At 38.6% G+C, this 16,924-nt stretch carries 14 protein-coding genes; all 14 read left to right on the forward strand.

What is annotated here, in order from left to right; genetic code table 11:
- Positions 1–55 precede the first annotated feature (55 nt).
- Positions 56–877, forward strand: coding sequence for a hypothetical protein (locus ACVR1I_RS03005; RefSeq protein ID WP_447442565.1), 822 nt, complete (start codon positions 56–58; stop codon positions 875–877).
- A 59-nt stretch (positions 878–936) separates the two neighbouring features.
- The gene (locus ACVR1I_RS03010) at positions 937–4,917 is read left to right on the forward strand and encodes a SpaA isopeptide-forming pilin-related protein (protein WP_447442566.1); all 3,981 of its coding nucleotides are present in this window, start codon (positions 937–939) and stop codon (positions 4,915–4,917) included.
- A gap of 120 nt (positions 4,918–5,037) precedes the next feature.
- Complete coding sequence (locus tag ACVR1I_RS03015; protein ID WP_447442567.1) at positions 5,038–5,289, forward strand: YdbC family protein; 252 nt, start codon at positions 5,038–5,040, stop codon at positions 5,287–5,289.
- Positions 5,279–5,506 carry a hypothetical protein gene (locus ACVR1I_RS03020; RefSeq protein WP_447442568.1) on the forward strand — a complete coding sequence of 76 codons (228 nt, stop codon included), beginning with the start codon at positions 5,279–5,281 and terminating at the stop codon, positions 5,504–5,506. Before ACVR1I_RS03015 ends, ACVR1I_RS03020 begins: the two co-directional genes overlap by 11 nt.
- Before the next feature lie 35 nt (positions 5,507–5,541).
- Complete coding sequence (locus ACVR1I_RS03025) at positions 5,542–6,261, forward strand: hypothetical protein (RefSeq protein ID WP_447442569.1); 720 nt, start codon at positions 5,542–5,544, stop codon at positions 6,259–6,261.
- Between the two features lies 1 nt (position 6,262).
- Entirely contained in the window at positions 6,263–6,616 is a 354-nt protein-coding gene (locus ACVR1I_RS03030) for a PrgI family protein (RefSeq protein WP_447442570.1), read from the forward strand.
- Positions 6,570–8,924 (forward strand): VirB4-like conjugal transfer ATPase, CD1110 family, encoded by a 2,355-nt coding sequence (locus ACVR1I_RS03035; protein WP_447442571.1) that lies wholly within the window; start codon positions 6,570–6,572, stop codon positions 8,922–8,924. The genes ACVR1I_RS03030 and ACVR1I_RS03035 overlap by 47 nt, the downstream gene beginning before the upstream one ends.
- Positions 8,925–8,935: 11 nt before the next feature.
- Positions 8,936–11,551 (forward strand): phage tail tip lysozyme, encoded by a 2,616-nt coding sequence (locus ACVR1I_RS03040; RefSeq protein WP_447442572.1) that lies wholly within the window; start codon positions 8,936–8,938, stop codon positions 11,549–11,551.
- A gap of 39 nt (positions 11,552–11,590) precedes the next feature.
- Positions 11,591–12,184, forward strand: coding sequence for a hypothetical protein (locus ACVR1I_RS03045; RefSeq protein ID WP_447442573.1), 594 nt, complete (start codon positions 11,591–11,593; stop codon positions 12,182–12,184).
- Positions 12,185–12,187: 3 nt separating this feature from the next.
- Complete coding sequence (locus ACVR1I_RS03050) at positions 12,188–12,412, forward strand: hypothetical protein (protein WP_447442574.1); 225 nt, start codon at positions 12,188–12,190, stop codon at positions 12,410–12,412.
- Positions 12,405–13,214, forward strand: a complete 810-nt coding sequence (locus ACVR1I_RS03055; RefSeq protein WP_447442575.1) for a hypothetical protein — start codon at positions 12,405–12,407, stop codon at positions 13,212–13,214. Before ACVR1I_RS03050 ends, ACVR1I_RS03055 begins: the two co-directional genes overlap by 8 nt.
- A gap of 53 nt (positions 13,215–13,267) precedes the next feature.
- A complete protein-coding gene (locus ACVR1I_RS03060; protein ID WP_447442576.1) occupies positions 13,268–13,819 on the forward strand; it encodes a DUF3801 domain-containing protein in 552 nt (183 codons plus the stop codon).
- Positions 13,816–15,642, forward strand: coding sequence for a VirD4-like conjugal transfer protein, CD1115 family (locus tag ACVR1I_RS03065; protein WP_447442577.1), 1,827 nt, complete (start codon positions 13,816–13,818; stop codon positions 15,640–15,642). Before ACVR1I_RS03060 ends, ACVR1I_RS03065 begins: the two co-directional genes overlap by 4 nt.
- A 14-nt stretch (positions 15,643–15,656) precedes the next feature.
- Positions 15,657–16,922 carry a hypothetical protein gene (locus tag ACVR1I_RS03070; protein WP_447442578.1) on the forward strand — a complete coding sequence of 422 codons (1,266 nt, stop codon included), beginning with the start codon at positions 15,657–15,659 and terminating at the stop codon, positions 16,920–16,922.
- The last annotated feature ends 2 nt before the right edge of the window (positions 16,923–16,924 follow it).

Raw genomic sequence — 16,924 nt, forward strand, 5'->3', positions numbered from 1 at the left:
TCCACCCTAACAAAATATGGTATAATGAGATTGTGAAAGAAAGTGAGAAGAAAATATGAAAAACACATTGAAGGATAGACTACGCAACACTACGAAGAAGCAGCGTGTTATGGCACTTGGCTTGATTGCTGCGGCGGTTTTGGGAACTGGTGGTACAGTTTATTACCAAAAAATCCAAGCAGAACAAGCGATTGTAGCCCAAAATGCAAAAGAACAAGCTGCTAAAGAAAAAGCAAAGAAACAGGAGGAGGCAAACAAAAAACAAGCAAAAAAAGAGTTGGTGGAAAAAGCTGAAAGGGCAGTCCAGTATCTTGAAGACCATCAAGAAAAAGGCAATATCGCTCCAGCCCAGGAAGCAGTTGATAAGGTTGAAGAATCTGAGGTAAAAGCTGAATTTCAAAAGCGGATTGATGCTGTTAAAGCAGCGATTGAAGTCAAAGAAGCACGTGCAAAGGATTTAGCAGAAGCGGAGCGCTTGGTGAAGGTGCTAGAAGATAAACAAGTATCTGAAAATGTTCAGCCAGCTCAAGATGCGGTGAATAAGGTATTTGATGCAGCTCAAAAGGAAAAATTACAACACCGTATTGATTTGGTTAAGGCTGCAATAGCACAACGTGAGGCCCAGGCCACTGCTCAAGCTCAACAGTCACAAGCAAGCCCAGGCCAAACTACTCCAGCTGAAACAGGAGGACAAGGTGGTAGCTATTACCAAGCACCTGCAGAACAGCCCTCAGGTGGCTATACAGGAGGTCAAGGAAGTTATACACCGCCTGCTCCAAACTATCCAGCTGCGAATCAACCAGAAGATCCAGCCCAACGCCAACAAAACGTGAATCAAGGTGAGGATGATGCAAATAATCGCACCTATAATTACTAATCAGTCAAAAAGACAAGTCTACTCGGCTTGTCTTTTGTGTTTAAAAAAAGGAGAACAATATGCAACAAAATGGTAAGACTAAAATCTTACACAAGGCATTGCTTTCAGGTGCGGTACTTTCTGCTTTAATGGTGGGAGGATACGCTACTTCCTTTACTTCTCATGGTTTATTTGAAGTGATACAAGTAGAAGCAGCTGAAATCAAGCATGGAACACAAATTGGGAAGCTGAATAATAGACCTGTTGTGAAATCCAAGGTCTCAGATATGAAGACCAAAGAGTTTCAAGAATTGGTGGATTCCTTGATTGCGGATTCGGATTTATCAAAAGTAAAGTTCGTCGCAGATGAAATTCAATGGAATGCCAATACTACTGTCAAAGGTGTAAACGGCGTTGCAACAGGTCCGATTGGGACTCACATTGGCTCAAATATTAGCTATTTCTTAAAACAAGATGGCTTTACTTATGATGATATTGGTGCCTTTTTGAATCCAGGTCAATCTCTTGCGGTAACCAATGTTGGTAGTATAACAGAGTTGGCAACTGGAAAGAAGATTCCTGTTGATTTGGTCATCACCTATACCAGTATGGTACGTGGGAACGATGGCTGGTCAAATAAAGATATTGTCATGGCGATTAAAAACCAGTCTAGTGTGATTACAGTAGGTGTCGCAACACCAACTGGTGCTGGTATCACAGTTGGTAGTGGTGGTACAACTGAAGCACCTGGTACAACAGGAGCCGGTGGCGGAACAGGTAGGGCTATTGGCTGGATCGATAGTATTACTTATGATGCTGTTCTGATTCGCCAAGATACCAAACAACCGATTCCAAATGAAGAGATTATCATGGCCATGAAGATGTCTGATATTGATTCCTCTCAGGATGCTGTTGTTGGCGCTAGAGGGTCGATTGCTTATATACTCTCTCCAGATACTGCTCTCTCCTTATCCTCTTATGGTTTGGTCGCAAGAACAGACGAACTAACAACTGCAGATACAACCTTGTTATCTTCTACCTCTTACGTTGTTTTGAAGAACTGGAATAGTGCGGCTGTCAGCTATAGTTATACAGATGGCGCTCGCAATCACTTTGACATAGTTTCGGGATTATTTGGTAATACTGGATTCAAAGTGAATACAGACTCAACAGGTTCGATTGAGATTGTGAAAACAGGTAGCCAATCTGGAACGACTAGCTGGAACTCTAATTATAGCTTGAAAGGCAATGTCTTTAAGCTAACAGACACGAAAACAGGTAAGACTTATCAGATGACAACAGATGATAAAGGTTATGCTCGCTTGGATAAATTACCGTTTGGAACGTATGATGTTGAAGAAATCACAGCTTCAAAGGGATTCTATAAAACATTCAAGAAACAGACGGTCACCTTATCAGCTACGACTCCAAAAGCTAAAATCAACGGTATTGATGAGCAACTCTTGAAAGTAACTGGTACAAATGATGAAATCACAGGTAAGATTAAGATTCTTAAAAAAGGGACTGAATCTGAATTGGCCATGTGGAATAGTCGCTACAGCCTAGAGGGTAATGTTTTCCGTCTGACTAATTTGGAATCCAAAAAGGTCTATGAAATTAAGACAAATGCTAATGGGGAAGCCTTGGTAGAAGGGATGCAGCTGGGAGAATATGAGGTAGAAGAATTATCCTCATCAGCTGGTTTTGTACGTACCTTTAAAACACAAAAAGCAACCTTGAGCCAAGATGGGAAGCTGGAGCTAGAAGTCACTGGCACTAACGATGAAATCAAAGGTCAGAACACGCTTGAAAAAGTTGATAAAGACACTGGTAAAAATACTCAAGGTCAAGCTATATTGAAAAACGCAGAATATACGCTTTACTATAATGACGATTCTAGCGGTAGTAGTCCACATACCAAGGACACACCTGTAAAATGGTCTGATGTCCCAAATGCAATTTTACTTGCTGGAGAAAAGGCTAGAACATCAGTTATCAATGGTGTTTCTGTTGATAATAAAGACAATATTGTCTTAAATGTTGATGATGAAAGCCTCAAAGTAGCTGTTGGGAATTTATCACTAGGGAAGTATTACTGGAAAGAGACAAATGCTCCTGAAGGTTATGCTATCGATGGGAAAAAACATGAATTTGAAATCACAAAACAAGATGATGTGACGAAAAATATTGTAACCCCAAATACCAAGTCCCTAGAACAAGTCATTAAAGCCAAACTTGCTATCCATAAGATTGCACAAAGTGCAGGTGATGGATCGTCTAGTGGTATCAATGATGTGACCTTTAAAGCGACCCCTATCAATGACACCAAAGGAGAAGCAGTTGAATTTACGACCGGTATCAAGGGTGATGAAGATGGCTATGTAGAAGTCGAATTGGTTTATGGAGACTACAAAATCGAAGAAGTTGAGGCTCCTGAAGGTTATGAGAAGATTGCCCCAATCTATATTCACATGAGCTATGATGTAGCAACTGACCTCTATACCATTACTGCTTCCAAGAATGAAGATGGCTCAAAACCATTTTCGACAAGGACATTTAGCCAGTCCGATGAGCAATCAGATAAAAATAAAAATGCCAAGGGCAGTCTTGCAGGTGTACTGACATCCTCTAATGCGCTGATTAGCCTATCTAAAATGACCTTTAAAGATAATGCTACGCCACCACCAGTGGAAACACCACCAAACTTCCAACCAGAAAAATTCAATCTTTCTGAAGGGGGATTTGACATCAAAGGTACAAGTCTATTAGATGATGATGATGAGATGACTGATGAGTACAGTGATACCAATAAAGACCCTTATTTGGATAAGCCAGATAATAACGAGCCAGCTAATACCAATACATCAACGGTACAACGTGGCGATAAACGCTATTACCAGGTATGGCTGGACACTACTCAATTTACGGAAAAAGATGAAATTGCGGTAGTTGGTATTGTAGATGATTATGATGAAAAACGCTTGAGACTGAATGTCAAGGACATCAAAGGCTTTGATGCTCAAACTGGAGAAGATGTATTATCTCTATTTGATATTGAAAATAAAGATGGCAAAGTCACGATTCAGACCAAGGAAAGTCTGAAAGACAAAGATGGCAAGATTGATAATGCTAAATTCCCATTTGGACGGTATTACAAGTTTGAAATCCTCGCAACTGTAAAAGATGACGTACCAGCAGATGAGGATATTCTCAATACAGCTGCTCAATTTGTAACGACAACATCAGGTAAACAATATGACAAGCCAACACAGAAACGTGTCAATAAGGTTGGTAAAAACCCAACTCCTCAACCACATAAATTTGTTCTTGATAAGTCAGGATTTGATGTGAAAGGTACAGTACTGTTAGATGATGATTCTGAGCTAAAAGATCGTTATGCCGACACAAACAAAGACCCGTATTTGGATAAGAGAGACAATAATGAAACCTCTAATATCAATACGGCAATTGTTAAGGCAGGTCAAGTTCTCCATTACCAGGTTTGGATGGATACAACTCCATACAACAAGGATAGTCTTTTACAAGATACCTATGTAGAAGATGATTATGATGAACGTTATGTGACCATCGACGTTAAAAACATCAAGGCCTATAATAAAACCACTGGAAAAGATGTGACCGATTTGTTCGATTATGTCGATAAGGATGGAAAGGTATCTATTAAACCAAAAGCCAGTGTGAAAAAAGTTTTTGAACAAATTCAGATTTTGGACACAACTAAATTTGAATTGGGAGTGGTTTATCAATTTGACATACCAGCTACAGTCAAAAACGATGTAGCAGCTGGGGTTGATATTGAGAACACAGCTCGTCAAATCGTAATCGATCAGAAGGGCGAGCAATTAGATATTCCAACAGAAAAACGTGTTAATAAGACACCCAAAGAAACACCAAAGGAAACACCAAAGGAAGCACCTAAAGGCAGCTTACCAAGTACAGGAGAAGTCGCATCTATCGGCCTACCGATTCTTGGATTTGGTATTTTAGGAACTGTCATTGTCACTAAAACAGGTCTTTTTAAGAAAAGACGCAAAAAATAAGGTAAAATAAGTAGAGGTAAGACAAGAAGCATATCATTTCTGAGCTACTCACAACTTGTCTTATCTATAGCAGCACTAGATTTTTATTCTAGTGCTTTTTTATTTCGTTAGGAGACGCAGATGAAAGAAAAAGATGATGCTTTCCGTTATGAAAAAGTCAAAGCGATTGCTGTGCTGTCAGAAGATAGTAACGGCTGGAGAAAGGAAGTCAACTGGATTTCGTTTAATGGAAAACCGCCAATGTTGGACATTCGCAAGTGGAGTCCAAATGGCAGGATGAGCAAAGGGATTGCTCTTAAAGCAGAAGAAGCACAAGCACTGAAAGAAGTGCTAATGAAGATGGATATAAAAGGAGAAATATATGCCAGCTGAAGTAATTCAATTTTTTACAATGTTAGGAGTAGGAATTCGAGTGGTAGGAATTCTATCATTAGGATTTGGTTTACTGGATTTAGGAAGTGCCAAGAAGAATAATGAAGGTTCCCGCCAGGATATGGCTGTTTATGCGATTGTGTTTGGTATTATTGCAATGCTTTGGGGACCAAAAATTATGGCAATGGTTATAGCAGGATTAAATGGAATGGGTTAAGGTAAACTATGAATGCATCTGAATTGATCAAAACAATGCAGGCATACTCCCCTCAAGCGCATTCTGCGGCAGAAGCACTCGCAGCAGCCATGAGACCAACTGGTTACATATTGTTGTTGTTTTTTCTTGGTTTAGAAATACTAGAACAATCAGTAGAAACTAAGTTAGATGGTGGAGTAGTCACCCCAAAGATGTTGGGGAGTATTTTCTTTAATTATGCTTTTGCCTACCTGTTGATACTAAATTCGTCTGTTTTATTCGAAGCCATTATGTATATCGCAAATCTTTTAACAAAAGTTGGAAATAAATCTGTTCCTGAAGAAGCAATCAAAACGGCCATTGAAGTTGGTAAAATTAAAGGCTGGTTTTTTAAGAATATCATCCAGTTAATAGCCATTATTGTAGAATTTTTTGGTTTAATCGCAACACGTGTCATGCTGATGATGCGTTATTATCAACTATATATCGCAAACGCATTAGCTCCTGTTATTATTGCTTTATTTGTCAATAAAACATTACGGAGTGTAGCGATTAACTTCATCAAATTGTTTGCGGCCTATGCTTTACAAGGATTGGTATTATTGATTATTATACGGCTTTTCCCTTACATGATTACAGATGAACTGGTCAAGGTAAATTCAGGGATTTTACCAAGTGCGATGTCTGCTTTGTCTAGTATCACAAAAGGATTTATCTATGTGGTAGTTATAATGGGAAGCGCTCGCTATATCAAACAAATATTAGGGGTATCGTAATATGAAACAAAAAATTGGGTCAACTTTCCTAAAGGAATTTGAGGACTATGAGCCTCCGTTCTTTTGGAAATTGACTTTGCGACAAACCGTATTTATGGTGGGATGCGTGTTGCTAGGTGGATTATCTCTAGTCATCACCTATTATAAACTACCAGAATTATTTATCTATATAATAGGGGGGATTTTATTTCCTCCTTTCTTATTGTATGGCGCAAAGAGAGAACGGCAATTTATGGATCGTTTTCTCTTTTTTTTAACCGTTAAGGAAAGACCATATCGAACAGAAAATGAAAGGGAATATTCAAGAGATGAATTTATTCAATCGAAAAAAGTCAAAGAGACTGACAGCTTCTGATAAGGCTAGAAAAGACCGATTAAAACGGGGGCTACAACCAACCGCTCAAAATACTTTAATGTACACAAGTCTATTTGAAAATGGTCTGATGCATATCACAGCTGACCATTATTCAAAAACTTATCAATTAGGAGATGTCTCTTATGTTACGGCAAGCCAAGATGATAAGATTGATATTATTGATGCTTATGCTGAAGGGCTGAATCTCCTTGATAGCCAAACAAACTATCAACTGCTGATTATCAATCGTCGTACCCAAGAAGATACCTTAAAAAGTATTTTGTATGAGTACGAAAATGATGGCTATGATGCTTACCGAGCTGAATACAATCAATTGATTGAGAGTCGTTTTACAGATGAATCAAATAATTTTGAAATTGATAAATATATTACCATTTCCCAAAAAGCCATTGATAGAAATCAAGCTATGATTCAATTACAAGATACAGGTACAGCACTTGCGAATCAACTTCAGACAGTTGATGTTTCATTGAAAGAACTGGATGGAGTTGGAAGATTGCGAGTATTTTCGAATTTGCTTAAAGGAGACTATACGTTTCCATACACCTATAACGACGTTGCTTTGTCAGGATTGACTACGAAGGCTTTCGTTGCTCCTGGGCGTTTTGTTTTTGAAGAAAATCAGTTCCGAATCAATGAAAAATATGCCAAAATCTTATATGCAAAAACCTATCCCTCTTTTTTGACAGATAAGTTAATTCGTTCTTTAACTACGTTAGGAATTGAGGTGGCCATCACCATTCAAGGTCAACCCTATGAAGATAGTTTTGCTCTTGAGAGAATCAATACAGTTGCTTCACAAATCCGTAAGGAGAAGAAAAAGAAGTATCAATATGCGGCTAACCAAGGAATTGATGGTGAACTCTTTATTTCATCTCATACTGATGACGTTGGAGAAGCAACCGAACTATGGAGAGATGAGATTACCGAACATGACCAAAAAATCTTCACAGGCTTGATTGCTGTCTATGTTAAAGCAGATACTAAAGAGCAACTAAAACAGTACACCGATAAGCTAAAAAGTGCGAGTGGAAAGTTACACGTGGAATTAGAAGAGGCCTACTACTATCAGGAAGAAGGGCTGAACACGATTCTTCCAATCGGTTTAACGTATTTAGATGTTCGACGTGGCTTTATGCGTGATATGACAACTTCTAATATCGCCACACAAGTCCCATTTACTAGCGTTGATTTACAATCATCTAGTCCTAAAGCTTTGTATTATGGCCAAAATCAGCTTTCTAACAATATTATTACCTTGGATAGAAAGAATGACCTAAATACAGGATCAGGTGTGGTCTTAGGGTCGTCAGGCTCAGGTAAATCTACCACTGTGAAGATAGGCGAGATTATCCCTACTTTGCTGAAGTATAAGGAAGATAAAATTATCCTAGTTGACCCTGAAGATGAATACTCGGATATTGGTCGAGCCTTTGGAGCTCAAATTATTGATGTTTTCCCAGGCTCAAACACCCATCTCAATTTGTTAGACAAGCCCAACGTCAATAAATTGAATGTTGAAGACCAGGACTATATCGGACACAAATCTAACCTATTGATGGGGATGTTTGAATCCATTATGGACTTTGTATCTGATGAACAATTCGGTCTGATTGACCGAGTTACCAAAGAGGCTTATCGCCAATTTGAGTCGCCAACCTTGAAAGACTGGCATGGGATTTTAAGCCAACAACCAGAAGATGAGGCAAAAAACCTAGCTCTTAAAGTGGAGCAGTACACAATGGGGTCAAATGATATTTTCTCTTATCCAACCAATATCAATGTTAATAATCGCTTTATCATTTTTAACCTCAAAAAACTATCAGGAAAGATGAAGCCATTTGCCTTGATGGTCCTACAAGATTATATCTGGAATCATGTTGTTGAAAATCAACGTAAATTTACAACACGTATTTATTGGGATGAATTGCAGCTGTCCTTTAAGACCAAAGAAACAGCTATTTTCTTTACGGAGCTTTGGTCACGTATTCGGAAGTATGGTGCGATTGCGACAGGTATTACACAAAATCCTGAGACTCTGACATCGATGGAAGAAGGACGGAAGTTGCTATCTAACTCTGAGTTCTTTATCTTGTTGAAAATGAAGAAACAAGATATTCATAGCTTACGCCAGATTATTCATTTGACAGATGAACAGATACGGTATATTGAAAACCCAAAAGCAAAAGGAACTGGTTTAATCTTTGCGGAAGGAAAAATCGTTCCGTTTGAAAATCCAATTCCAAGAGATACCAAGCTATTTCAACTGGTTGAAACAGATGCTTAGAGGATTGGCTTATGGATTCAAAACAAATTCCTAAAGGAAATCGCTATGTTAAAGAAGCTGGCAACGAACTTGGCCGATCTTATTTGAAAGAACAATCTTCTAGGGTTGCTAGGAAGGAAACTAAGCAAAATCTATACGAAAGTCGTGCACATCTAAGAGATGCAAGCAAAGAATATTCTCTAAGCAAGCAGAAACTTTCTGAGCTTGATGGCAAAGATAAAAAAGCTGTTCAAAAAGCAAAAGAGGATGTCCAAAAAGCAAAAAGAAAACTGGATGAAGCGAAAAGTAACTTTTTAAAACACAAGCAAGCTCAACGATATGTTCTTAAAAATACTGGATATGGTGTTAGTAACCAGTTGAAACAAACTGCTAGAATACAGATGGCTAGGCAAGCCCAAAATCTAGCTTCAGAAGCAGATGATTTTGCGCCTGCTATTGAAACGATTAGTCGATACCAAGACGCTCAAATTGCACGCCATCGCATGGCACGTGCCACTCATTATGGCAAAGAAACAACTCGTTTCTTTGGTCAAAAAGGCGCTAAATTTGTACAAAATAGTTCTGCTTTTATCAAAAGTCAATCCCAACAGTTGGCTTTAAAGAGAAAACGAAAAAGGCAGCACTTTTCAAGGCAACAACATGCCAGTCAATCCTACCAAACCATCAAGAAAAGTTCTCAAACAGCTTTGCAGGCTGTTTCAAAGAATCCATTTGCTTTATATGCTATTTCCTTACTTGTCTTATTGTTGATTATTGCCTCCTTTTTTGGTCCATTTGTGGATGTTCAATCCGAATATGACCTTAACCAAACATATCTTTATTTCACCAAGAAGGACAGAGAAAAATCCAACGATGTTGTAGATTATTGGACAAATTGGGAAGATACTAGTCATTATATACAATATCGCTATGATGATTTACGAGATATATATAAGTTTTCTGTCGATGGTACTATATCTGATACAACATTAGGAGAAATATTTTTAAAAAATATTTGGCAGGGGCTAAATGGTAATCATACTGACTTAAAGACAATCAAAGATCTTTATACGAAAAAAGATAGCGAATTTGAGTTGAAAAAAGAGGAGCTAGAAACTTATAAAGAAATATTGGAATCCATCTCTGAAACAGGGAAATTTCCGACTCTAAATGAGTTAGAACATCCTTTTTATCCGTCAGATTCGCCAGAAAGTGATACACCTGTTAAAATATCTGAGCGCTTTGGTTATGTATCAAAGAAAGACATCTCCAACAAATCCACTCTGAAAGTTGAAGCAAATCAAAAATTATATGCACCAATGAGTGGAACGGTTACAGTTAAAGAGGGAAATGTGACTATTGCGACAAAGGAAGCAAAGTTTGTGTTTTATGATGTAACAGGTATCCGTGTGAAATCCAAGGATAAGGTAGATTCTGGCACTGAGATTGGAAAAACTAGTCGATCGACAGGGCAATCCATTTCTTATCAGAAAAAACTGACTTTCGTACCTAAGTCCAGCTTTTCAAATTTACTTCCAAAAGAAGTTGATGAGTGGGTCTATGTCAATCCAGGTTATTATTTTAAGTTTGTAGAATATCTTCAAAAAACAACCATTCAATCATCGCTAGGTATTGAGGCTGATAAAGCACAGCGAGTTGCTTTTATTTACAACTATTTCAAAAAGAATATACCAGGTATGACGATACCAGGTCTTGCGGCCGCTTTAGGAAATTGGGAAATTGAAAATGACATCAATCCAAAACGTGCAGAGGGAGACTATTTACCACCTCCAGTCGGAGCTACACCAACATCTTGGGATGATGATAACTGGTTGAACATAGGTGGACCAACCATTTATGGTGGAGCTTATCCCAATATTATTCATCGAGGAATTGGTATGGGACAGTTTACCGATACTATGGATGGTTCTATTCGTGCTACTTTATTAAGAAATTATGCAAAATCTAAAGGGAAAAAGTGGTACGATATGGAATTGCAACTGGAATTTATGTTACAAGGGGATAACCCTGCTTACCAGGCTTATTTAAAAAATACTTTGACCAGAAAAGATTTAGATGTAAATGGCTTGACCAATTATTTTTTAATCTATTGGGAAGGAAACCCTGGTAATAAATTACAAGCAAGGCAGGAAGCAGCTAGAAAATGGGAAGCTTATTTAAGTGGAACACTCACAGGTAGCAGTACCGGTACATCAGGCACAACATTACCAGCTGAGTATTCAGGTAAGCTACCTCATGGATTACCAAAAGACCAATCCATTTTACAAGGTCGAGGGTATCCAGGTAACGCCTATGCGATTGGTCAATGTACTTGGTATGTATATAACCGAATGTATGAGATTGGAAAACCAATTTATCCATATTTAGGAAATGCAGGAGAATGGGTTACTTCTGGTCGAGCTAGAGGCTATACGATTACTTCAGAGCCACGTGTAGGCTCTGCTGTTGTATTTTTACCTGGAGTAGCCAACGCACATCCTCAGTATGGCCATGTAGGATTCTGTGAGTATGTTAATGAAGATGGATCTATCTTAATGTCTGATATGAATGGAGCAGGTGGTTGGCATGGTTTAGGTTGGACAGTACTACGCCCACAACCAGGTGTTTATTTTATGACACCTAATTAAGAAAGGAAAACAATGTATAATCAAAAACTTTTAAAATGGATGAAACTTCTTGTAAGTTTATTACTTGCAGGGATTATATTTGCTGGAGGATATGCGACATCTGCTGTTCTCTATTCTATGAATCAGGAAAAAGATAAAGCGACACAAGTTACCAAAGAAAAATCAACTCAAAAACCTGAAGACAATTCTTCAGCCTTTAACTCAGGACTTGTTGAACAATTCTTGATTGCTTATTTTACTAAAAAAGACTTGGGAGAAAATCAATCTCGATACAAGCCATTCATGACAGAGGGCTTGTATAATGCTACTGTATCAGATGAAGAAAAACCTATCCAACAAGCCTACAAGGGTTATGTAGTTGACCAGGTATATGAATCGTCTAAAATTTATATCAATGAGCAGGATAAAACAGCTTTAGTAAAAGTCACATTCTCTAGTTTATTACTTGAGGAAAAGGATAATCGAGACGGTGGCTCAATTACCCAGCAATCAACGCTTGATATTCGTTTGTCCTATATCGAGCAAGATGGAAAGTACCTGGTTAGTACCTTAGACAATCTTGTTGTTTCAGATGGTACAGAAATTACATCTAGTCCAACCAGTGATATTGTAGCAGCTGTAGAAAGTGAGTAAAATATGCCAAATATTAAACAAATTAAGCAGCGTTTAGGGAAGAAGAAACAGGAGCAGGAAAAGGTTGTAGCTCAACTGTCATCTATGAAAGCCAAAGACCTGGAACTGGCCAAAGAAATTCAAATACTAGAGGCTGAATTGATTTCGGCGTTATGTGTAGAACGCAATATGAGCCTGGATGATTTGGAAAGACTTATCCAAAGCAAGGAAGGAATGGATCATGTATAGAGTTGAAAATAACATAACACACCAATCTTGGACTGTGACCAGTCGTGATGACTTATTGTCAGAATTGGAGTTGATGGACGCAAGAAGAAAGCCTCTTGACCCTCGCCAAGAAATGATCATTTACCACCTAACAGAAGATGGTGAGATTTTGGATAAAATCTTATTGATATTTCCTCTAGAAGCCACTATTGACCTTTTATTGGAAAATTTTGGTCAGTCTAAAAAAACAGGAATCTTATCATGGATGCCTGGTTTATTTAGAAGGAAAACGAAGGTATCTAAAGAAGAAATGAATAGGAGTGAAAAAGTTGAGGAGATTATGGAGGAGACACGAGAAGATTCTCCCCAAGAACAACATTCTGAAGAAGTCAATGACGATAAGGTCGATGCTGTTCTAGAATCAGTCACTTTACCGAATTCTTCCTCACAAAATGAAGAAGATTCTATTTTTTCTCATACTTATCAAGAGTCAAAAGAGGAACTACAAGTACCTTCTAAAACATTTTATGAAGAGGGAGTCAAATCTTCTTCAGAGTCTGTTCAAGAAGTAGATGTTTCAATGTCTGAACAAGACGAGGAGGTTTTAAAATCTCCTGTTATTACTTCTGCTCTATCTGAAAAATCTCATTCAGTTATCCCAAGAGGTGCAGAGAGTTTATCAACCTATGCCTTACAGTTGGAGTTTGAAGAGAGGATTCAAAGAGAAGTTTCCTTGATTGATGAACAAATTGAACAATTGATGAAACGAAAAAAAGAGCACCTCCATCTCCTATCCTCTATTCGACAACTTGAATTACAATAGTACTCTCTTATGAAAAGAGGGTACTTTTTTATTTTTAAAGAAAGAAGAATGCAATGAATGAAGAAATTGTTGTCCAACAATTATTTAGGGGGAGTTTATTAGCAGGAGAAGTGGTCATGAAATCCTTTTATATGGCCACGGTGAAAGCACATGAAATTCATTCCATGAGAGCATCGAATCATATTCCTTTTAAAGAAACATCGTGGAAGAAAATGCTTGCGACTGCTGGCCAAAAAGATGTACAAGAGTTTATGACTAACTATGTCAATTTAGCTGCGTTTAAGGATGAGCTGAAAAAGTATGGAGTAGGCTTTGCATTTAAGGAACAAGAAGATGGTAAGACACTTCTGATGTATCACTTCAAAAACAAAGCCATAGTAGAAAGAGCCTTGTCTGATGTTTTACTAAACATCCAGGATAAGCCACGTGATTTCACGAAAAAGGTGCTGAAGACACCTAAGAATATGACAGTCAAAGAAAAATTGGCTTATTATCAAAAAGAGGCGCAGCGTTTATCAACTTCCAAAACAGTGTCAAAAGCCAAGGGGAAGACTACCACTTTAAATTCTCCAGTCATTTCTTCCAAGGGAGGTAAGACGATATGAAGCAAATTACTGTAAAAAAGCAACGTCATGTCATCATTTACCTGGTATTTTCGGTTGTGTTCTTTTATCTCTTTCATTGGCTTCAGAAACTCTATGCCGCCTCTCCAGAGGTCGATGTCATGGAGGATTTTTTTGAGCTTAGCCGTTTTGCTTGGATGCAGGCCAACTGGATGAAGAAGCCCTGGTTAGATACTCAATTTACAGATGATTCGATGTTTATGGGAATGTTGGGAATGTTGCTCCCTATTTTGGTTTATTTAAGACCACAAGTTACAGGTACGTTCCGTTATGGAGAAGAACATGGTTCAGCCAAATTTGCGACCAAGAAAGATCTTATGACTCTGCGAGACCAGGACGAAGATAAGAATATGATTTTCACTCAGAATGCTCAGATGGGGTTGTATAACAAGAGGCTTGCTTTTGACAAGCAAATCAATAAGAACGTTCTCGTTATTGGGGGGACAGGGGACTGGAAGACACGGTCTTTTGTGAAACCAAATGCCTTGCAGAGAAGTTCCAGCTATGTCTTTACAGACACTAAAGGGCTATTAGTGCATGAAATGGGGCAATCCTTTGAGCGAGATAATTACCAGGTCAAGGTATTTGATGTCATTACCTTCCTTAATTCTAACCGTTTTAACGTGTTTCGGTACATGAAGGATGAAATGGATATTGATCGGGTTGCTGAAGCTCTTGTGACAGCCACAAAACGAAGTGACCATACTGGTGAAGATTTCTGGATTCAAGCTGAGATGCTATTGCAACGTGCCTTGATTGGTTATTTATTTTTTGATAGTCAGTTAAGTGGCTACACGGCCAACCTACCTCAAATAACGGATTTAATTCGCCACCTGAAGCGAACAGACCCTGATGTGGAAAGTCCTGTTGAGGTGATGTTTGAAGAACTTGAAAAATCTATACCAGGTAATTATGCCTATAAGCAATGGCGATTGTTTAATGACAACTTCAATGGGGAAACTAGAAATAGTGTCTTTGCGATTATTGCCTCTCGCTATTCTGTCTTTGACCACGATGTCGTTCGAGCCTTACTAGAAGAAGATAATATGGAGATGGAAACCTGGAATACAAAGAAAACGGCTGTCTTTGTTTCCATGCCTGAAGTCAACCCGGCCTATCAGTTTATCACTGCCCTTTTCTTTAGTACCTTCTTTGATGTTACTTTTAAGACGGCTGATGATATTCTGTTGGGGAAAAGAACTGATATAGCCTATCCCTTACATCTGCAGATAGAAGCAGATGAGTTTGCACAAGTTGGGAAGATTCCAAATCTTCCACCGATTATTTCTGTTATTCGGTCTAGAGAAATTTCTATCAAAATCATGATACAGTCTCTCAGCCAGGTTGAGGAGCTTTATGGCAAAAACAATCTGAAAACGATTCTGAACAACTGTGGAACGATTTTATATTTAGGTACAAATGACCCAGACACTCTTCAATGGCTTTCCAAGCGTTCAGGAGCTTCTACGATTAATGATAGAAATACGAGTGAAAATAGGGGGCGTAATGGCTCGAATAGCGTTCAGAATTCTAAATTACAACGGATGCTGTTAACAGAGCATGAAATAGCGACGATTGCACCAGATGAAGCCCTGGTATTTATCAATAAGCACAATGTTTTTTATGATAAAAAATACCGTCTTGAAAAACATAAGCGATATAACGAATTGGCCGAGAGGTCAGAAGATAGTACCTGGTATCGATACAAACGCTATATGAGTGATATTGAAGAATACCAAGACCATGTACTCCCTAGCCGTATCATTGAAATAACGGAGGAAGAAGTGGCCAATGTAAGATTTTAAAAGAAAGGAAGATTATGAATCAAAAAGAGTGGAAACAAATGAAGAAAGATGTTGTTCGTGAGTCGGCCTATGGGGTCGGCTTTTTTGATGGCATTTTTGAAAAAATACCAGATTATGCCCTGGTTGCGGCTGTTCGTAACATGGCAACCGAGCATTGGATTTCCAACCATACAGATGATGGAACAATTAGAAATATGTTGGTAACAGAATGTATTCGAGAAATGAATTATCAGGACTTTAAGGAAGTCGCCCCTTATCTGTTTTCTTACCCACGTGAGCAACGTGAACAAGACAAACTGGTATATCCTATCGAGGTGTCACGAGAATACTTCGAGACACTGAAGAGGGATGCAGAGGAGCTTTTTCAGATAAAGCAAAACTTGGAATCTCTTGATAGAAAAATTCTGGAACTAGAAACAGACCGAGTGGCCAGTGGAGACGAGGTGCTGGGATTCAATCTGGAGAAGGAAGAGCTGTTATTGTTGCGAACACCAGAAACAAGTTATATCGATGATTGGGAAGTAGCACGTGAAGGCCTGATTACGGATTACCACTCTCCTGAAGAATCGGACTATCAAACCTTATCCTATCTCATGGAGGCCTATCCAGCCTTAAAGAGCGTTTTTTATGAGGAAGTCCTGAATCGAGACCGCTACGATACGTTTGTGGCTGTCGAAAAGGATCTGATTACAGAGGTTGTCATCGATGCGATACCAGATTTTGAAACCCATCGTGCCTTTTACAACTACGGCCAACAGTTTGAGTCTTTTAAGCGAGAGTTTCAATCCTATGCAGACTATATCATTGAAACGTATGAGAGGGACTACCCAACAGATTACGGTCTTAAATTCTATTGTGATGGACTTCCTGATAAGTATTTGAAAACCATCAATCAGGAGTTGGCCAGAGACAATAAGGAATTGGTTTTACATTTGGCTTTTGGCTATTCCCAAGGAGACGTCTATTCCTTAGCGTATTTACGAGATACGCTTCAAGAAGAGGAGGGAGCTGTACGCTATTATCTGGAACATCGAGTAGGGGCTTATTATCGAGGGAGTTTGACAGAAGCTGCAGTGATTCCATTATCAAGCATCGATCCAGACAAGGGCTATGATGGCCAAGTGGTGAGTAAGTATTTAATTGATACAGAAGAGCTATCAGATAACTATTCCAAATTAGAACGTATTCAAAACCGATACCAGGAATTGCTGGCGTTTACTCCTTTGGAGAAAGGACATGAAATAACGCAGTCTAAAGAGCTGAAGGGGTTATCTTTATAGGA

This window comes from Streptococcus cameli (assembly GCF_053207365.1).

Coding starts and splice junctions, on each gene's coding strand:
- ACVR1I_RS03060 (WP_447442576.1), top strand. CDS start 13,268: ATGAATGAAGAAATTGTTGTCCAACAATTATTTAGGGGGAGTTTATTA.
- ACVR1I_RS03045 (WP_447442573.1), top strand. CDS start 11,591: ATGAAACTTCTTGTAAGTTTATTACTTGCAGGGATTATATTTGCTGGA.
- ACVR1I_RS03005 (WP_447442565.1), top strand. CDS start 56: ATGAAAAACACATTGAAGGATAGACTACGCAACACTACGAAGAAGCAG.
- ACVR1I_RS03010 (WP_447442566.1), top strand. CDS start 937: ATGCAACAAAATGGTAAGACTAAAATCTTACACAAGGCATTGCTTTCA.
- ACVR1I_RS03025 (WP_447442569.1), top strand. CDS start 5,542: ATGCAGGCATACTCCCCTCAAGCGCATTCTGCGGCAGAAGCACTCGCA.
- ACVR1I_RS03070 (WP_447442578.1), top strand. CDS start 15,657: ATGAATCAAAAAGAGTGGAAACAAATGAAGAAAGATGTTGTTCGTGAG.
- ACVR1I_RS03035 (WP_447442571.1), top strand. CDS start 6,570: ATGAATTTATTCAATCGAAAAAAGTCAAAGAGACTGACAGCTTCTGAT.
- ACVR1I_RS03040 (WP_447442572.1), top strand. CDS start 8,936: ATGGATTCAAAACAAATTCCTAAAGGAAATCGCTATGTTAAAGAAGCT.
- ACVR1I_RS03020 (WP_447442568.1), top strand. CDS start 5,279: ATGCCAGCTGAAGTAATTCAATTTTTTACAATGTTAGGAGTAGGAATT.
- ACVR1I_RS03050 (WP_447442574.1), top strand. CDS start 12,188: ATGCCAAATATTAAACAAATTAAGCAGCGTTTAGGGAAGAAGAAACAG.
- ACVR1I_RS03055 (WP_447442575.1), top strand. CDS start 12,405: ATGTATAGAGTTGAAAATAACATAACACACCAATCTTGGACTGTGACC.
- ACVR1I_RS03030 (WP_447442570.1), top strand. CDS start 6,263: ATGAAACAAAAAATTGGGTCAACTTTCCTAAAGGAATTTGAGGACTAT.
- ACVR1I_RS03065 (WP_447442577.1), top strand. CDS start 13,816: ATGAAGCAAATTACTGTAAAAAAGCAACGTCATGTCATCATTTACCTG.
- ACVR1I_RS03015 (WP_447442567.1), top strand. CDS start 5,038: ATGAAAGAAAAAGATGATGCTTTCCGTTATGAAAAAGTCAAAGCGATT.